Below are 16,482 nucleotides of genomic sequence, written 5' to 3'. Positions count from 1 at the left end.
TGTCGATCACGCTTCCGTACGGTGGTCCGCGACCCTTGGAACAGCCTCAGCCCAGCAGTTCGCGCGCCGTTTCGGCCATGGTTCGCCGCGACCAGAGGAAATCCCAGTAACTGCCTCCCACCTGGCGCCAGAGCACGGCGGCGCGCAACGCGGCCAGCAGGGCGGCACGCACCTCGCCGACCACCGAGGCCTGCGAAAGATAGACCGGATTGCCCTGCACCAGAACGCGCGCGCCCAGCGGACTGATGCGGTTGGCGTAGAGGTCGCCCAGCTTCGCCAGTATGGTCGGATGCGTCGAACCCAACTGCGCCCGTTCGGGCTGGATGGCATCGAGATCGCGGCGCAGGGCTTCGACGACCTGGGGGCTGGCGATGAACCGGCGCTCGAGCTGCAGCAGGTTCATGGCGATGCGAGTTTGCGTCGTATCGCGATCGCTGCCGTCGAGTTGCGCGATCAGCCGGCGCAGGCCGGTCTCGACGCCGGCGACGCCGCCGTAGATGTCTTCGGCCGAATCGGCGTCGAATCGGAACAGGCTGTCCATGCAGGCGGCCATGGGCCTGGTTTCGGATTGCCCGTTGTTGGCCATCTGCTGCACCAGGCGAATGGCCTGCAGCAGGCCGGCGAGAGCGATGACGCGGTCCTTCATGCCGCAAGCATCCTTTGTTCGGACTCGAAGCGCGCATCGGTGCGCAGGATCACGGCGCCGCCGAGGCATTCGTCGTCGCGGTAGAAGACGACCGATTGGCCGGGCGTCACGGCCCGCTGCGGCGAGGCGAAGCGGACGCTGACGCCGCCATCGTCGCGCAGCGAAACCTCGCAGGCTTCGTCGCGTTGGCGGTAGCGTGTCTTGGCCGTGCATTCGAAACGCGCCGCGGGCGGCGAACCGGCGATCCAGTGCGCCGGTTCGCTGTCCAGGGTCCGCGACATCAACCAGTCGCTGTCGCCGCCCTGGTCGACGATCAACAGGTTGCTGGCCACGTCCTTGCCGACGACGAACCAGGGTGCGGCCGCGCGGCCTTTCACGCCGCCGATGTGCAGGCCTTCGCGCTGGCCGAGCGTGTAGTAGAAAACGCCCTCGTGTTCGCCCAGCCGGTCGCCTTCGACGCTGCGGATCTCGCCGCGTCGCGCCGGAATGTACTGCGACAGGAACTGGCGGAAATCCCGTTCGCCGATGAAGCAAATGCCGGTGGAATCCTTCTTCTTCGCCGTCGGCAGGCCGGCTTCGGTCGCCAGTCGGCGCACCTCGCGCTTGGGCAGGTGGCCGATCGGGAAAAGGGTCGCGGCCAGTTGCTCCTGTCCGAGCTGGTGCAGGAAATAGCTCTGGTCCTTGTCACCGTCGGCGCCGCGCAGCAGGCACCAGCGCCCCTCGCGTTGGGCGACCTGGGCGTAGTGGCCCGTCGCGATGCGTTCCGCACCGAGCCCGCGGGCTTCGTCCAGGAAGGTCTTGAACTTGATTTCGCGGTTGCACAGCACATCCGGGTTCGGCGTGCGGCCAGCGCGATACTCGCCGAGGAAATGTTCGAACACGCCCGACCAGTATTCGCGGGCGAAGTTGCGCGCATGGAAGGCGATGCCCAGGCGTCCGCAGACCGCCAGTGCATCGCGGCGGTCGTCTTCGGCGCGGCAATCGCCAGTCTCATCATCGTCCCAGTTCTGCATGAACAGGCCGGCGATCGATTCGCCCTGCGATTGCAGCAGGCAGGCGGCGACCGACGAGTCCACGCCGCCGGAGACGCCCACGATCACACGCGCGGCCGCACTCATGGCAGATGGTTGAGTGCGCCCAGTGGATAGCGACGACCGCCGAGGAAATCCTCGACGACGCGCCAGACCAGGGGGCTGCGATGACGTTCGCGAGCCGCCAGCAGCTCGGCAGGCGCCAGCCACAACGCGCGTTCGATGCCTTCGTCGAGCGCGCGGTCGGGATGGTGCCGTTGCGCCGCGGCTTCGAAGGCCATACGCAGGTAATGTCGCCCGGTATCGGGCGATTTCCATTGATACGCGCCAACGAAGGCCGTGGGTTCGACCTCCCAGCCGGTTTCCTCGAGCGTTTCGCGCCTGGCCGCATCGATCAGGGTTTCGTCCGGCTCCAGATGCCCGGCCGGCTGGTTGAGCACGAGCGCTCCGCGCACGCGCTCCTCGACCATCAACAGGCGACCGTCGCGCACGACCAAGGCGGCGACGGTGACGTCCGGTTGCCAGAACTGGCCTTCGCGATAACTCAAAGATCGTCCTTGCCGGTCAATTCCGACTCCAGTTCGTCGGCCGCCGCTGCGGCGTAGTCCACTGCGTCGTCCAACTGGTCGGCGGTCGCATTGGCCGGAATCTTCACCACCAGCATGGCCATGTTCTTCTGCTTCACCCAGGAGCCCATCTTCAGTCGGTCGCTCTTGGTCAGCAGCAGGTTGGCGATGGTGGCGGAAAAATCGTCCGCCGGGGCCTGATAACCCGGGGACCAGATCTCCCGCACGGAAAACGTGCCGGCGCTCTCGACCGCAGATCGCACCCATACGAGCTGCGTACGGCCGCTCTGCAGGCGAACGGTGATCCTGAAATCGCCGTCTTCGTCTATCTTGTACGGCGTCTTCTTCTGGTCGAGCTGGGCCTTGATCTTCGGGTCGGCCGAACCGCCGGCGGCTTCGATCGGGAAGGTCGATGCGAACAGCGCTGCCGCTACAGCTGTCAGAAGCATGGATCTCGTCAGTGACATGGGCCTGCCTCCAGGTGGGGAAAGGCCATTGTGTCGGCAGGACGGCCCGGCGTCCATGCGGCCTTGGCTTTCCAGGCCGCCGCCCCGATCTATACTTGTCGCATGGCCCGAAAAAAGACTCCGGAAACCGAACACGACTACGGTCTGGCCGTACAGACGGCCAAACCCGAGGTGCAGCCGCCCTCCCTGTATCGGGTCCTGCTGATGAACGACGACTTCACCCCGATGGATTTCGTGGTGGAAGTGCTGCAGGTGTTCTTCGCGATGAACCGCGAAAAGGCCACCCAGGTGATGTTGCATGTCCACACCCGCGGCAAGGGCGTTTGCGGCGTCTTTACGCGCGATGTGGCTGAATCGAAGGTGACCCAGGTCAACGAGTTCTCCCGCACGCACCAGCATCCCCTGTTATGCACCATGGAAAAAGCCTAGGCTGCCTCCATATGGGGAGAAACCTCCCGGAGTGACCCATGTTCAGCAAGGATCTCGAGTACACCATCGGCCAGTGTTACAAGCAGGCGCGCGAAGCCCGTCACGAATTCATGACGGTCGAGCACCTGCTTCTGGCCCTGCTGGAGAACCCGGCGGCGGTCGCTGTGCTCAAGGCCTGCGGCTACAACAACGGCAAGCTCGCCGAAGGCCTGCACCAGGTCATCAACGACAGCGTGCCGGTGCTGCCGGCCGGCGACGCCCGCGACACCCAGCCCACGCTCGGTTTCCAGCGCGTGCTGCAACGCGCCGTGTATCACGTGCAGAGCTCCGGCAAGAAGGAAGTCACCGGCGCCAATGTGCTGGTGGCGATCTTCGGCGAGAAGGACTCGCATGCCGTCTACCTGCTGCAGCAGCAGGACATCACCCGCCTCGACGTCGTCAACTATCTGTCGCACGGCATCGCCAAGATCAGCGATGGCGCCGAGAGCAAGCCGGTGCAGGAAGACAAGCCCGATGCCGAAGGCGGCGACGAACCGCGCGGCAACCCGCTGCAGGAGTTCGCCAGCAACCTCAACGACCTGGCGCGCGAAGGCAAGATCGACCCGCTGATCGGCCGTGAGGACGAAGTCGAGCGCACGATCCAGGTGCTCTGCCGCCGCCGCAAGAACAACCCGCTTTACGTCGGCGAATCCGGCGTGGGCAAGACGGCCCTGGCCGAGGGCCTGGCCTGGCGCATCGTCGAGGGCAAGGTGCCCGAGGTGCTGAAGGACGCGATCATCTATTCGCTCGACCTTGGCGCCCTGGTCGCCGGCACGAAGTATCGCGGCGATTTCGAGAAGCGCCTGAAAGGCGTGATCTCGCAGCTCAAGAAGGAGCCGCGGGCGATCCTGTTCATCGACGAGATCCATACGATCATCGGCGCCGGCTCGGCTTCCGGCGGCACCATGGACGCCTCCAACCTGATCAAGCCGGTCCTGCAGAGCGGCGAGCTGCGCTGCATCGGATCGACGACGTTCCAGGAATACCGCGGCGTGTTCGAGAAGGACCGCGCGCTGGCCCGTCGTTTCCAGAAAATCGACGTCGTAGAGCCTTCGATCGCCGAAGCCGTCGCCATCCTGACCGGCCTGAAGCCGCGCTTCGAGCTGCATCACGAGGTCGAATACAGCGCCGATGCCATCCAGGCAGCGGTCGATCTGTCGGTCAAGCACATCAACGACCGCCTGCTGCCGGACAAGGCCATCGACGTCATCGACGAGGCCGGTGCCCGCCAGCGCCTGCGCAACGAGGATGAGCGCAAGCGCGTGATCGATGTCGAGGAGGTCGAGCTGATCGTGGCCAAGATGGCGCGCATCCCGACCAAGCAGGTCAGCGCTTCCGACAAGGATGTGCTGAAGAACCTCGAGCGCAACCTGAAGATGGTCATTTTTGGCCAGGACCCGGCCATCGAAACCCTGGTGTCGGCGATCAAGCTGGCGCGCTCGGGCTTGGGCAATCCCGACAAGCCGATCGGCAACTTCCTGTTCGCCGGTCCGACCGGCGTCGGCAAGACCGAAGTTACCAAGCAGCTGGCCATGCAACTCGGCATCGAGCTGGTGCGTTTCGACATGTCCGAGTACATGGAAGCCCACTCGGTGAGTCGCCTGATCGGCGCGCCCCCGGGCTATGTCGGCTTCGACCAGGGCGGCCTGTTGACCGAGAAGATCGTCAAGACGCCGCACTGCGTGCTGCTGCTCGACGAAATCGAAAAGGCGCATCCGGACGTCTACAACATCCTGTTGCAGATCATGGATCGTGGCGTGCTGACCGACACCAACGGGCGCGAAGCGAACTTCAAGAACGTCGTGATCGTGATGACGACCAATGCCGGCGCCGCGCAGGCGGCCCGCCGTACGATCGGTTTCGTGGAACAGAACCATTCGACGGACGCGATGGAAGTCATCCGCAAGGCGTTCACGCCGGAGTTCCGCAACCGCCTCGATGCCGTGATCCAGTTCCAGGGCCTGGGCTTCGAGCACATCCTGCGCGTGGTCGACAAGTTCCTGATCGAACTCGAAACCCAACTGCACGAGAAGCATGTCTCGCTCAATGCCACGCCGGCCGCGCGCCAGTGGCTGGCCGAGCAAGGCTTCGACCCGCAGATGGGCGCGCGCCCGATGTCGCGCCTGTTGCAGGACCGCATCAAGCGCCCGCTGGCCGACGAGCTGTTGTTCGGCAAGCTGGTCAACGGCGGTCGCGTGAGCGTCGACGTGCGCGACGGCGAACTGATCGTCGAGTCGCAGGCCGAGCCGGAAAAGCTGTTGCCGGCGACGGTCGAATGATCCATGCGAAAGCGCAAATGAAAACGGCGACCCGAGGGTCGCCGTTTTTCTTGGGATGCCGCCGCGCTTACTTCATGCGGTAGGTGATGCGGCCCTTGGTCAGGTCGTAAGGGGTCATTTCGACCTTGACCTTGTCGCCCGTCAGGATGCGGATGTAGTTCTTGCGCATGCGCCCGGAGATGTGGGCGGTGATCACATGGCCATTCTCGAGTTTCACCCGGAACACGGTGTTCGGCAGGGTTTCCAGGATGGTGCCTTCGAATTCGATGGAATCGTCTTTGGACATGCGGTCTACAAGGGGGCCGGGGCGTCGGAAGCCGCGCATCATGCCATGTCCGGCCCGCCTGCGCAAAAATTCCGCGATATTATACTTCCCGTACCCACGGGAAGCGCCGGAAGGGGCCAAGCCGCCCCAAGGGGGTTAGGTGATTGAACGCCTTTCCCCTGTTGGTGGCAGCCCTTTGGGGCCTAGGACATGAAGTTCATGTCGCACTCGGCAGTCATTTTGAGACCGCCTCGGTGGATGTCGTATTCCCAGCAGAAACTGGTTATTCGCTCCACTTGGAATACGTCTCGGTAGATGATTCTGCCGACGATGTAGAGCTTGACCTCGCCTTTCTGGATGGCGGTCAAGTCCTTTTCTGGAACGATCAGGCCGCCTGCCACTGGGTAGTCCTTACCGGACTTGATCGTTATTCCCGGTGGAAGTCGGTTGGTGTTTGTCAGGGAAATGGAAGTGGGCGCTTCTTTCCGAATGTCAGGGTAGAAAACCATTTCGACAATAACGGCGGGCGTTCTCCCTTCGTTGGAAAAGCCGAAAGGCAGATGGTCCTTCATGGTGTTGAGGCCGAACCTCTCGGACGATCCAGCGAAAACGTACGCACGCTCGGAAGCAATCATCGCGTCTTTCGCTGCATTAGCAGCGTCCTTGGCTTCCTTGCCCATCTTTTTCGTGGCGCTCCAGAGCATGCCAGTCCAAGCGGCGAGGACTCCGGTTATCACAGCCAACGCGGCGGTGAGGTAAACCAACCACCATTCCGAGTCCGTATAGTCGCGGCCCTCTCGGCGTTTCTCCTCGGATGCTTCCTTTACCAGCGCGGATGGGATCGCTTCTACGGCGGAAACAAGCGGGTCGGGCTTAGCCTCATATACGGTGGCGGCGCTCTCAGTCTTAGCGCCGTCCTGCTGTGGCTTTCCAGCGGTTTCCGATGGAGCTGGAGGTGGTGGCTGTGAAGCGATCGCCCACCCCGAAACCGCCAGCAATCCGACAAGGACTAGAGCGCGCATATCTGGCCTCCCCAAATAGCCTGCCGGCATCCTACCGCTCCACCAAGGGCGCTGGGAAATGAGGCCGGTTTGGACAAGCCTCCGCTCACCTGGGGCGCAAGAAATATTCGGGTTCGTTTGCGGATACCCTACAGGCATACGCGAGGAAAAGCCCTTGGGATTCTGGCGCGCCTATGCTGACGACTCTGGATGTATATCCGGCGACAAGCGCCTGTTCATCGCGGCCTACACCGCGTCGGCTCTCGATTGGGCGTTGTTCTCTGATGCGTGGTATGACGAGCTGCGAGCTGGGCGCCGCATTCAGTATCTCAAGATGTCGGAGGCATTCTCGTTTGCCGGGGAGTTCAAGGGCTGGAGTGAGATAGAAAGAGACGAAAAATTGCGCGGCCTTCAGCGGGTCATTCGTCACTTCTCTCCCCATTCGTTCCATGTATCCGTAGGCCGTGGAGCTGAATGGGACGCGCTGAAGGCTGTAGCCCCTCGCGGACTTGGTAGCGCCAACTTCCTCCTAAACTACCTTCTTGTTTCGTCACTTGCTGCCCAGGTCGGGAGATTGAATGACGGCTCCAAGATCGAATTCATCTTTGATTCTCAAGACGGCGTTGAGGACGACATGACACTCTTGTTTGACCACATGAAAAAGGATCTCCCTAAACAGACAAGGGATGCTATCGCTCACAAACCAATTTTCAGGGACGACAAGTCCTACTATCCGTTACAGGCAGCGGACATGTTGGCGTGGCATCTGCGAAGAACGCATGAAACAAAGGGTTCATGGAACGACCCGAGCCTAGACGCTATCCCGATTGTTAGTCAGTTTCATGGCGTCTCGGAACTTGATGATGCGTTGCCGGAGTGGGCAACCAATATGGCGAAAGTTGTCGGCACGCTAGATGTGCAAAGCGCTAAGTTTTGGCGAAAGTTCAAGAAGGATGCGCGCGAAGCCATGGCGAGAGACGAGCAGCAGCACAAGTCCTCGCTAGTCGAAAGGGTAAGGCGCCTATTTCGCTGGTAGCTTCGGCTTCTTGGCAACCTTCTTCATGGCCTTCTCAAACGCTTTCCCGCTCTCGTCCACGCCAAGTTCCTTAGCGGTTTCCTCAAAGCGTTTCGATTGTTCGGGATCGTCAGGTTTTGGCTTTTTGCTTTCGGCCACGTTTCCTCCAAGGCTCTTCCTCAATTAGTCCGCCGATACGTGAGGCGCTTACCGATGACGCCCTGCAATAGGCGTTCAGCCCGCTCGGTATCGTCCACGCCCAGTTTGACGCGGTTGTTGTAACGGAAATCGAATTCAGCGAGATAACGGTTCAGGTGATTATGTCCGCAATGCTGGTAGACGCCCTTCATGCCACGCTTGAACACCGAGAAGAACCCTTCCACGGTGTTGGTGTGGATGGTCGGGTTGTCCATGCGCACGTACTCCCCAGCGATGTGGGAGACGTAGTGGTGCTTGGCGAAGCTGCGATGCAGGGAGCGGTATTGGGTCGCCTCGTCGGTCATCACGATGGCCGAGCGGTCAACCTGGGCCTGAATCAACGGGATCAGGGTGGAGGACTTCACATCATCCACGACCAGCGAGCGGGCCTGTTTGGTGGTGCGATCCACCACGGTCAGTACCTTGTTCTTGTGGTGGTAGCCGCGACCCTTCTTCTCGCCATGGGGCTTGATGGTGCGGTCGTTGCCAATGAACGCCTCGTCCACTTCCACGATGCCGCCGCCCTTCCCGAAACGCTCCAAGGTGCCGCCCTTCATGGCCTCGCGGACACGGTGGGACAGGAACCACGCCGACTTCAGGGTGATCCCAAGGGTGCGGTGAAGCTGGTTGGAGCTGATGCCCTTTTTGCTGGAGGCGATCAGGAAGATAGCCTGCAGCCACAGGCGCATCGGAACGTGGCTGGACTCAAAGATAGTCCCCACCTTCACGGTGAAGGGCTTACGACAGTCGTAGCACTTGTGGGCACCGATACGGGTGCTGGTGCCGTTCAGCTTGCCGATACGCTCCATGGAGCCGCAGTGCGGGCAGGCCGGGCCATTCGGCCACAGCCGGGCTTCCACGAAAGCGTAGGCGGCTTCTTCGTTATGGAAATGGGCGGCGGACAGGATGGACATGACTTTGCTCCGGGTATGGAGGAATCATGCGCCTAGAATTTGGGTACGTCAAGTATAATATCGTCAAAAATTCAGTTAAATCAGCCGGCTATGGCCGGCACGAGACGGTCGCCCAGGCCTCAGTCGGCCATCGTTGCTGCGGCCTGCACGCCCCATCGCTCGGTCCAGGTGCCGGCCGGCTCGGCCAGCCCGGTCTGGCGCGCGACCAGGGGCAGGAACTCGGCACGCGGCATGCGCAGGCTGCCCAGCGAACGCGTGTGCTCGTTTTCCACCTGGGCATCGATCCAGGGCCAGCCCCAGGCGCTCAGCATCCGTCCCAACATGGCCAGCGCGATCTTCGACCCGCCGGATTCGGCGCTGAACATGCTCTCGCCGAAGAACATCCTGCCGATCGCGACGCCGTAAAGACCGCCGACGAGCCGGTCGCCATCGAAGACTTCGATGCTGTGCGCATGACCGAGGCGATGCATCTCGACATAGGCGCGCATCATCGCGTCGGTGATCCAGGTGCCGTCCTGTCCTGGGCGCGGTGCGACCGCGCAGGCCGCGATCACTTCGGCGAAAGCGCTATCGGCGCGGACCGTCCACCTGCTTTTTTTCAGCGACCGGCGAAAGCGCGACGAGAGACGGACGCCGTCGCTGGCGAACACGCTGCGTTGCGCCGGGCACCACCACAGGATCGGCTGACCCTGCGAGTACCACGGGAAGATGCCGTGTCGGTAGGCATTCAACAGCCGGATCGGACTGAGGTCGCCGCCTGCCGCCAGCAAGCCGTCCGGTTCGCGCAGGGCCCGTTGCGCCGGCGGGAACGGCGCGTGTGGGTCAGGGTCCAGCAAGGCGATCGGGAGGCGACTCACGGTAGGGGCTGTGGGCGAGGACCAGGTCACGATAGCGTAGAACCGACTCGCGCTCCTCCGCGCACCAGGGACGCAGCGCTTCGGCGAAGCGCGGATCCGCGACGTGATGTCGACTATGGGTGAGTACGGGCAGGAAGCCTCGGGCGATCTTGTGCTCGCCCTGGGCGCCGGGTTCGAAGACGCGCAGGCCTTCGCGCAGGCAATAGTCGATGCCCTGGTAGTAGCAGGTCTCGAAATGCAAGCCTGGGTGGTTCTCGGTCGTGCCCCAGTAACGCCCGTACAAGGCGCCGCGACCGCGCAGGCAGAGCGCGCCGGCAATGGCCTGTCCGTCGCGTTCGGCCAGCATCAGCACCAGTGCGCGCGGCATGGTTTCGGCAAGATGCTGCAGGAAAGGCAGGGTCAGGGCCGGATGGTTGCCGTAGGCCTGTTGCGTGGCGCAGTAGAACGCATGCATCGCAGCCAGGTCCGTTCCGCTGGCCTCATCGCCGTGGACGCAGCGAAAAGCGATGCCGGCGCGACGAACGCGTTGGCGTTCCTGGCGGATGTTCTTGCGCTTCTTGCTCTCGAGCGCGGCGAGGAAATCATCGAAGTCGTGCCAGTCTCCCGGGTTACGCCAGTGGAATTGCACGTCGCCACGGGCCAGCCAGGCATCGTCGAAGGCATCGAGTTCGCCCTCGGGCAGGAAGTTGACGTGCAGCGAGGACTCGCCGGCGTCTTCGCTCCGCGCTCGCATGGCGTCGACGAGCGCATGCCTGGAGGCGCCGTCACGCGCCAGCAATCGTGGGCCCGTCACCGGCGAATAGGGCACGGCGGCCAGCCACTTGGGGTAGTAGTCGAGCCCTGCGCGCGCATACGCCTGCGCCCAGGCGTGGTCGAACACGAACTCGCCATGCGAATTGGTCTTTTCGTAGGCGGGCGCCGCTGCGATCAACTCGTCGCCGTCGTACAAGGCGGCGTGCCTCGGTCGCCAGCCCCAATGCGCGCGCAGGCAGCCATGCCGCTCCAGGCCGGACAGGAAGGCGTGGCGCAGGAAAGGGTTGGCATCGTCGTGCAGCGCGTCCCACGCCGTGGCCGGGATCTCGTCGAGTCCGGTGTGCAGGCGCAGTCGGGACATGAACGCAGGGTAGCGCAGACCCGTCGCAATGAACCGCCGTCGTTTGCCGATCGGCAGCCCGTTGCGAACTAGTCGCCTTTGTCCAGGAATTTCTCGGCGTCGAGCGCCGCCATGCAGCCGAAACCGGCGGATGTGATGGCCTGGCGGTAGACCTGGTCGGCGACATCGCCGGCGGCGAACACGCCCGGTACCGATGTTACCGTGGCGTTGCCTTCGAGCCCGGATCGGATGGTCAGGTAGCCGTTGCGCATGTCGAGCTGACCTTCGAACAGCGAGGTGTTCGGCGTATGACCGATGGCGACGAAGAAGCCTTGCAGCTGGATCTCGCGGGTGGCGTCGTTCTTCATCGAACGGATGCGCATGCCGGTGACGCCGCTGTCGTCGCCGAGCACCTCGTCCACCGTGTGGTCCCAGATCAGCTCGATCTTGCCGGCCTGCGCCTTGGCGAAGAGCTTGTCCTGCAGGATCTTTTCCGCACGCAGCTTGTCGCGGCGATGCACCAGGTAGACCTTGCGGGCGATGTTGGACAGGTACAGCGCTTCTTCGACCGCGGTATTGCCGCCGCCGATCACCGCCACGTCCTGCTCGCGGAAGAAGAAACCGTCGCAGGTGGCGCAGGCCGACACGCCGCGGCCCATGAACTTCTGCTCGGATTCGATGCCGAGGTACTTGGCGCTGGCGCCGGTGGCGATGATCAGCGCATCGCAGGTGTACTCGCCGCTGTCACCTTTCAGGCGGAACGGGCGGCGCGACAGGTCGGCCGTGTGGATATGGTCGAAGATGATTTCGGTTTCGAAGCGTTCGGCATGCGCCTGCATGCGCGTCATCAGGTCCGGACCCATCAGGCCATGCGCATCGCCGGGCCAGTTGTCGACTTCGGTCGTCGTCATCAGCTGGCCGCCCTGTTGCAGGCCGGTGACGAGCACTGGCTTGAGATTGGCGCGGGCCGCGTAAACGGCAGCGGAGTAGCCGGCCGGGCCGGAACCGAGGATCAGCAACTGGCAATGCTTGGAGGCGCTCATGGAGACTGGCGTTGGGCGGGGAGGCAGCGAAGGAGAATGGGGGGCGAGGCGTCGCGAATCAAGGTGCTGACGATCGCCGGGCATCTATGCTAGCCGCGCCGAAATCCTACGACTTCCTGCACATTTTGCTGTATAAACAGCGCATTGAATTGATGTGCTGAGGCAGATTCTCACGGTGGCCCGTTCTTCCGAGAAAACCGCGACCGCCGGCGACGAAGGCCGGCAGAAACTGTGGCGCGAAATCGCACTGGTGGCCATCGCGCCCCTGTTGATCTATCTCCTAGCCAGCCTGATCACCTACTCGAGCGACGATCCGGGCTGGTCGCGAACGGGCAGCGTGACCGGCGCCTTGCACAACATGGGCGGCCTCGTCGGCGCCTACATGGCCGATCTCGGCTTCTGGTTCTTCGGTTACGTCGCCTATACCTTGCCGCTGGTCCTGGGCGGCATCGCCTGGATCGCCCTGTTCGGCCTGGACAGCGATGGCGATGGGCGCGTGGACTTCGGCCCCGCGCTGCGCCTGATCGGCATCGTCGGTTTCCTGATCTCGGCAACCGGCCTGCTGCACCTGATCGGCGGTCCCGCCATCGATCTACCGGCGCAATCGGGCGGCATCCTGGGGCAGCTGGCCGGCCGCTCCATGCACGACATGTTCGGCGGCATGGGCGGGAACTTGTTCCTGTTCGTGTTGCTGATGCTGTCGGTCACCCTGGCGACCGGTCTGAGCTGGTTCGCTTTGATGGACTGGATCGGCGGCAAGATCCTGCAGCTGATCGCCCGTTTCAGCGAGGGTCGTCAGCAGGCGGCCGAATGGCAGCGTACCCGTGCCCTGCGGGAAGAGCGCGAGGAAGTGCGCAAGGTCGAAACCGAAAAACGCGCCAAGCGCGAGCCGGTCAGGATCGAGGCGCCGCCGAAGGCCGTCATCGAAAAATCCGAACGTGCGCAGCGCGAGCAGCAGATTCCCCTGTTCAACGTCGGCGGCGACGAATCGTTGCCGCCGCTGTCCTTGCTCGACGATCCGAAGCCGCAGCCGAAGGGCTATTCGGAAGAAACGCTGGAAACCCTGTCGCGGCAGATCGAATTCAAGCTCAAGGATTTCCGCATCGACGTGCAGGTGGTCGGCGCCTATCCGGGCCCGGTGATCACCCGCTTCGAGATGGAACCGGCGCCGGGCGTGAAGGGCAGCCAGATCAGCTCGCTCGACAAGGACATCGCCCGCGGCCTGTCGGTGAAGTCGGTGCGCGTCGTCGACGTGATTCCGGGCAAGTCCGTCGTCGGCCTGGAGATCCCGAACACGCAGCGCGAGATGATCTTCCTGTCCGAGCTGCTGCGCTCGAAGGAATACGACAAGTCGCCCAGCCCGCTGACGCTCGCGCTCGGCAAGGACATCAGCGGTCGCCCCAGCGTCGCCGACCTGGCGCGCATGCCGCATCTGCTCGTCGCCGGCACGACCGGCTCGGGCAAGTCCGTCGCCGTGAACGCGATGGTGCTGAGCCTGTTGTACAAGGCCAGCGCCAAGGACGTGCGAATGCTGATGATCGATCCGAAGATGCTCGAACTCTCGGTCTATCAGGGCATTCCGCATTTGCTCGCGCCGGTCGTCACGGACATGAAGGAAGCGGCGAATGGCCTGCGCTGGTGCGTGGCGGAGATGGAACGCCGCTACAAGCTGATGTCGGCGGTCGGCGTGCGCAACCTCGCCGGTTTCAATCGCAAGGTCAAGGACGCCAAGGATGCCGGCCAACCCTTGATGGATCCGTTGTTCCGACCGAACCCGGAACTGGGCGAAGCGCCGCGACCGCTGGAAGAACTGCCCTACATCGTCGTGTTCATCGACGAATTCGCCGACATGATGATGATCGTCGGCAAGAAGGTCGAAGAGCTCATCGCGCGCCTGGCGCAGAAGGCGCGCGCCGCCGGCATCCACCTGATCCTGGCTACTCAGCGTCCGTCGGTCGATGTGATCACCGGTTTGATCAAGGCGAACATCCCGACGCGCATCGCCTTCCAGGTGTCGAGCAAGATCGACTCGCGCACGATTCTCGACCAATCCGGCGCCGAAACCCTGCTTGGCCACGGCGACATGCTCTACCTACCGCCCGGCACGGCCATGCCCGAGCGTGTGCACGGCGCCTTCGTCTCCGACGAGGAAGTGCACCGCGTCGTCGAGCATCTCAAGCAGCACGGCGGCGGCACCGACTACATCGCCGGCGTTCTCGAGGAAGTGCAGACGATGGGCGACGGCGTCGTCGTCGGCCCGACCGGCCTGCCGGAATCCGGCGGCGGGGGCGGCGACGAGAGCGATCCCTTGTACGACGAAGCGGTCAAGATCGTCACCGAAACGCGGCGCGCTTCGATCTCCGGCGTCCAGCGCCGCTTGAAGATCGGCTACAACCGCGCCGCTCGCCTGATCGAAGCCATGGAAGCGGCCGGCGTGGTGTCGCCGCCCGAGCACAACGGCGACCGTTCGGTCCTGGCGCCTCCGCCTCCGCGCTGAACCGTGATCGCGAGGGCCGGGCTTCGTTCATGTTGCCTGCGGCACTCTTGCCCCGAACCCCAGCCTGCCTGCACATGAAAACTTCCCTTCGTTCCCTTGTACTGTTTTCGCTGGTGCTCGCCGCCCCCGTCATGGCCGGCGGTCGCGAGCAGCTGGCCGCCTTCACTCGCGATCTCCGGGGCCTGGATGCCAGTTTCGAGCAGCGCGTGTTCGATCCCAATGGCCGCCAGACCGATGCGACCAAGGGCAATGTGAAGCTCTCCGCGCCGCGTCTGTTCCGTTGGGAAGTGCAGTCGCCGGCGAAACAGTTGATCGTGGCCGATGGCGATCACATCTGGATCTACGATCCCGATCTAGAACAGGTCACCGTGCGCAACCAGAGTTTCGAGGAGCAGGGCAGTCCGCTGACGGTGCTGATCGATCCCACCGAACTCGAGCGTCAGTTCGTTGCGCGCGAAGGCGGCAAAGAGGGCGGCCTGGACTGGTTGACGTTGACGCCGAAAAAAACCGAAGACGCGCCGTTCCAGCAGGCGAAACTCGGCTTCGGTCCCAAGGGCCTGGTGCGGATGGAGTTCAGCGATTCGCTCGGACAACGCACGGTGATCGGGTTCTCGAACTGGGCGCGTAACCCGAGTTTCGCCAAGGACACGTTCCGTTTCACGCCGCCGAAGGGCGCGGATGTCGTCGGCGAGGTCAGCCCGGCGGCGAAGGTCGTGCCGTTGCGCGATTGATGCTTGCTGCAATCATCGTAAGCCCGCGTTCGGGCCTCGCAGGCTAGACTAGGGCCGTGCGCAAGTCCCGGGTCGCCAACGATTCCCTTTTCCAGCCGCCCGTGGGCCTGAAGCCGCTGGCGGAACGCATGCGCCCGGCCAATCTCGACGAGATGGTGGGGCAGCGCCGTCTGCTCGCGCCGGGCGCGGCGCTGCGTCGCGCGATCGAATCCGGCCATATGCATTCGATGGTGCTGTGGGGGCCGCCCGGTTGCGGCAAGACCACGCTGGCCCTGTTGCTGGCGCAATACGCCGATGCAGCGTTCCACGCCATTTCCGCCGTGCTCTCAGGCCTGCCCGACGTGCGGGAGGTGCTCGCCGAGGCGCAGCAGCGATTCAACGAAGGCCGACGTACCGTGCTGTTCGTCGACGAAGTGCACCGATTCAACAAAGCGCAGCAGGACGCTTTCCTGCCGCATATCGAACGCGGTTCGATCCTGTTCGTCGGCGCGACGACGGAGAACCCGTCGTTCGAACTCAACTCCGCCTTGCTCTCTCGCTGCCGTGTGCACGTGATGGAGGCCGTGAGTGCCGACGACATCGCCGCGACCTTGCGCCGTGCGCTGTCGGATAGCGAACGCGGGCTCGGCAAGAACGCGCTGCGCATCGCGGACGAGAACCTCGCAGCGATCGCCCAGGCCGCCGACGGCGATGTGCGTCGTGGCCTGACCTTGCTGGAGATCGCCGGCGAACTGGCCGGCGACGAAGGCGGCGAAATCACCGCCCATACTTTGCTGCAGGTATTGGCCGATCGCACCCGCCGTTTCGACAAGCAGGGCGAGCAGTTCTACGACCAGATCTCGGCCCTGCACAAATCGGTGCGCAGCTCCGATCCGGATGCGGCCCTGTACTGGTTCGCGCGCATGCTCGACGGCGGCTGCGACCCGATCTACCTCGCCCGGCGCATGACGCGCATGGCGGTCGAGGACGTCGGGCTGGCCGATCCGCGCGCGCTGCAGATGGCGATAGAAGCCTGGGAGGCCTACGACCGCCTCGGCAGCCCGGAGGGCGAGCTGGCGCTCGCGCAACTGGTGATCTACCTCGCCAGTTGCGCCAAGTCCAACGCGGCCTACGTGGCCTTCGGCGAAGCGAAGCGCGACGTGCGCGAGTTCGGCACCCAGGAGGTGCCGATGCATCTGCGCAATGCGCCGACGAAGCTGATGAAGGAACTCGGCTATGGCCAGGGCTATCGTTACGACCACGAAGCCGAGGGCGGCGTGGCCCTGGACCAGACGCTGTTTCCCGATGCCATGGGCGCGCGGCTGTATTACCAACCGGTGGAACGCGGCATGGAGCTGAAGCTGAAGGAAAAACTCGATGCCCTGCGCGCGGCGCGTAGTCGCGCTCGCGACACTCGTAGCGAGTAGGCATA

General features: G+C 63.6%; 16 protein-coding genes and 1 pseudogene. 6 read left to right on the top strand and 11 right to left on the bottom strand.

The features are described 5' to 3' along the window. Nucleotides 1-46: 46 nt before the first annotated feature. From hflD to QM707_RS06220, 4 genes are read right to left on the bottom strand one after another with little or no spacing between them, the layout of a single operon-like run. Entirely contained in the window at nucleotides 47-646 is a 600-nt protein-coding gene (gene hflD, locus QM707_RS06235) for a high frequency lysogenization protein HflD (protein ID WP_415000995.1), read from the bottom strand. Further along, a complete protein-coding gene (gene mnmA / locus QM707_RS06230) occupies nucleotides 643-1,764 on the bottom strand; it encodes a tRNA 2-thiouridine(34) synthase MnmA (RefSeq protein WP_415000994.1) in 1,122 nt (373 codons plus the stop codon). Before mnmA ends, hflD begins: the two co-directional genes overlap by 4 nt. Further along, complete coding sequence (locus QM707_RS06225; RefSeq protein ID WP_415000993.1) at nucleotides 1,761-2,225, bottom strand: NUDIX hydrolase; 465 nt, start codon at nucleotides 2,223-2,225, stop codon at nucleotides 1,761-1,763. The genes mnmA and QM707_RS06225 overlap by 4 nt, the downstream gene beginning before the upstream one ends. After that, nucleotides 2,222-2,692, bottom strand: a complete 471-nt coding sequence (locus QM707_RS06220; protein ID WP_415000992.1) for a hypothetical protein — start codon at nucleotides 2,690-2,692, stop codon at nucleotides 2,222-2,224. Before QM707_RS06220 ends, QM707_RS06225 begins: the two co-directional genes overlap by 4 nt. Before the next feature lie 120 nt (nucleotides 2,693-2,812). Between QM707_RS06220 and clpS the strand changes: the two genes are divergently transcribed. Continuing rightward, a complete protein-coding gene (clpS, locus tag QM707_RS06215) occupies nucleotides 2,813-3,139 on the top strand; it encodes an ATP-dependent Clp protease adapter ClpS (RefSeq protein ID WP_415000991.1) in 327 nt (108 codons plus the stop codon). A 38-nt stretch (nucleotides 3,140-3,177) separates the two neighbouring features. Beyond that, nucleotides 3,178-5,457 (top strand): ATP-dependent Clp protease ATP-binding subunit ClpA, encoded by a 2,280-nt coding sequence (gene clpA / locus QM707_RS06210; RefSeq protein WP_415000990.1) that lies wholly within the window; start codon nucleotides 3,178-3,180, stop codon nucleotides 5,455-5,457. Between the two features lie 67 nt (nucleotides 5,458-5,524). Here clpA and infA read toward each other — a convergent pair whose 3' ends face one another. Both infA and QM707_RS06200 read right to left on the bottom strand, forming a co-directional pair. Continuing rightward, a complete protein-coding gene (gene infA, locus QM707_RS06205; RefSeq protein WP_022968666.1) occupies nucleotides 5,525-5,743 on the bottom strand; it encodes a translation initiation factor IF-1 in 219 nt (72 codons plus the stop codon). A 182-nt stretch (nucleotides 5,744-5,925) separates the two neighbouring features. Beyond that, on the bottom strand, nucleotides 5,926-6,774 hold the full coding sequence (locus QM707_RS06200; RefSeq protein WP_415000989.1) for a hypothetical protein: 849 nt from the start codon (nucleotides 6,772-6,774) through the stop codon (nucleotides 5,926-5,928). Nucleotides 6,775-6,898: 124 nt separating this feature from the next. On the opposite strand from QM707_RS06200, the gene QM707_RS06195 reads away from it, so the two are divergent. Then, nucleotides 6,899-7,759: a DUF3800 domain-containing protein gene (locus tag QM707_RS06195; RefSeq protein WP_415000988.1), complete on the top strand. Its 861-nt coding sequence runs from the start codon at nucleotides 6,899-6,901 to the stop codon at nucleotides 7,757-7,759. Here QM707_RS06195 and QM707_RS06190 read toward each other — a convergent pair. From QM707_RS06190 to trxB, 5 genes are all read right to left on the bottom strand, one after another. Then, complete coding sequence (locus tag QM707_RS06190) at nucleotides 7,745-7,897, bottom strand: hypothetical protein (RefSeq protein ID WP_415000987.1); 153 nt, start codon at nucleotides 7,895-7,897, stop codon at nucleotides 7,745-7,747. The two genes, QM707_RS06195 and QM707_RS06190, sit on opposite strands and share 15 nt — an antisense overlap. 20 nt (nucleotides 7,898-7,917) lie before the next feature. Further along, a complete protein-coding gene (locus QM707_RS06185; protein WP_415000986.1) occupies nucleotides 7,918-8,850 on the bottom strand; it encodes an IS1595 family transposase in 933 nt (310 codons plus the stop codon). Nucleotides 8,851-8,969: 119 nt separating this feature from the next. Further along, nucleotides 8,970-9,707, bottom strand: a complete 738-nt coding sequence (gene aat / locus QM707_RS06180) for a leucyl/phenylalanyl-tRNA--protein transferase (RefSeq protein WP_415000985.1) — start codon at nucleotides 9,705-9,707, stop codon at nucleotides 8,970-8,972. Next, nucleotides 9,673-10,821 (bottom strand): GNAT family N-acetyltransferase, encoded by a 1,149-nt coding sequence (locus QM707_RS06175; protein WP_415000984.1) that lies wholly within the window; start codon nucleotides 10,819-10,821, stop codon nucleotides 9,673-9,675. The genes aat and QM707_RS06175 overlap by 35 nt, the downstream gene beginning before the upstream one ends. Before the next feature lie 68 nt (nucleotides 10,822-10,889). Then, the gene (trxB, locus tag QM707_RS06170) at nucleotides 10,890-11,843 is read right to left on the bottom strand and encodes a thioredoxin-disulfide reductase (protein WP_415000983.1); all 954 of its coding nucleotides are present in this window, start codon (nucleotides 11,841-11,843) and stop codon (nucleotides 10,890-10,892) included. Nucleotides 11,844-12,018: 175 nt separating this feature from the next. Between trxB and QM707_RS06165 the strand changes: the two genes are divergently transcribed. The 3 genes and pseudogenes from QM707_RS06165 to QM707_RS06155 all read left to right on the top strand — a co-directional run. Beyond that, nucleotides 12,019-14,340: a DNA translocase FtsK gene (locus tag QM707_RS06165; RefSeq protein WP_415000982.1), complete on the top strand. Its 2,322-nt coding sequence runs from the start codon at nucleotides 12,019-12,021 to the stop codon at nucleotides 14,338-14,340. A gap of 74 nt (nucleotides 14,341-14,414) precedes the next feature. Then, complete coding sequence (gene lolA, locus QM707_RS06160) at nucleotides 14,415-15,071, top strand: outer membrane lipoprotein chaperone LolA (RefSeq protein ID WP_415000981.1); 657 nt, start codon at nucleotides 14,415-14,417, stop codon at nucleotides 15,069-15,071. A gap of 110 nt (nucleotides 15,072-15,181) precedes the next feature. Next, nucleotides 15,182-16,477, top strand: a pseudogene (locus QM707_RS06155) (replication-associated recombination protein A); the annotation flags it as partial. Between the last annotated feature and the right edge of the window lie 5 nt (nucleotides 16,478-16,482).

Source organism: Arenimonas sp. (assembly GCF_047602345.1).
Lineage (GTDB): Bacteria > Pseudomonadota > Gammaproteobacteria > Xanthomonadales > Xanthomonadaceae > Arenimonas.
This window is presented reverse-complemented; position numbering and strand designations above follow the sequence as displayed.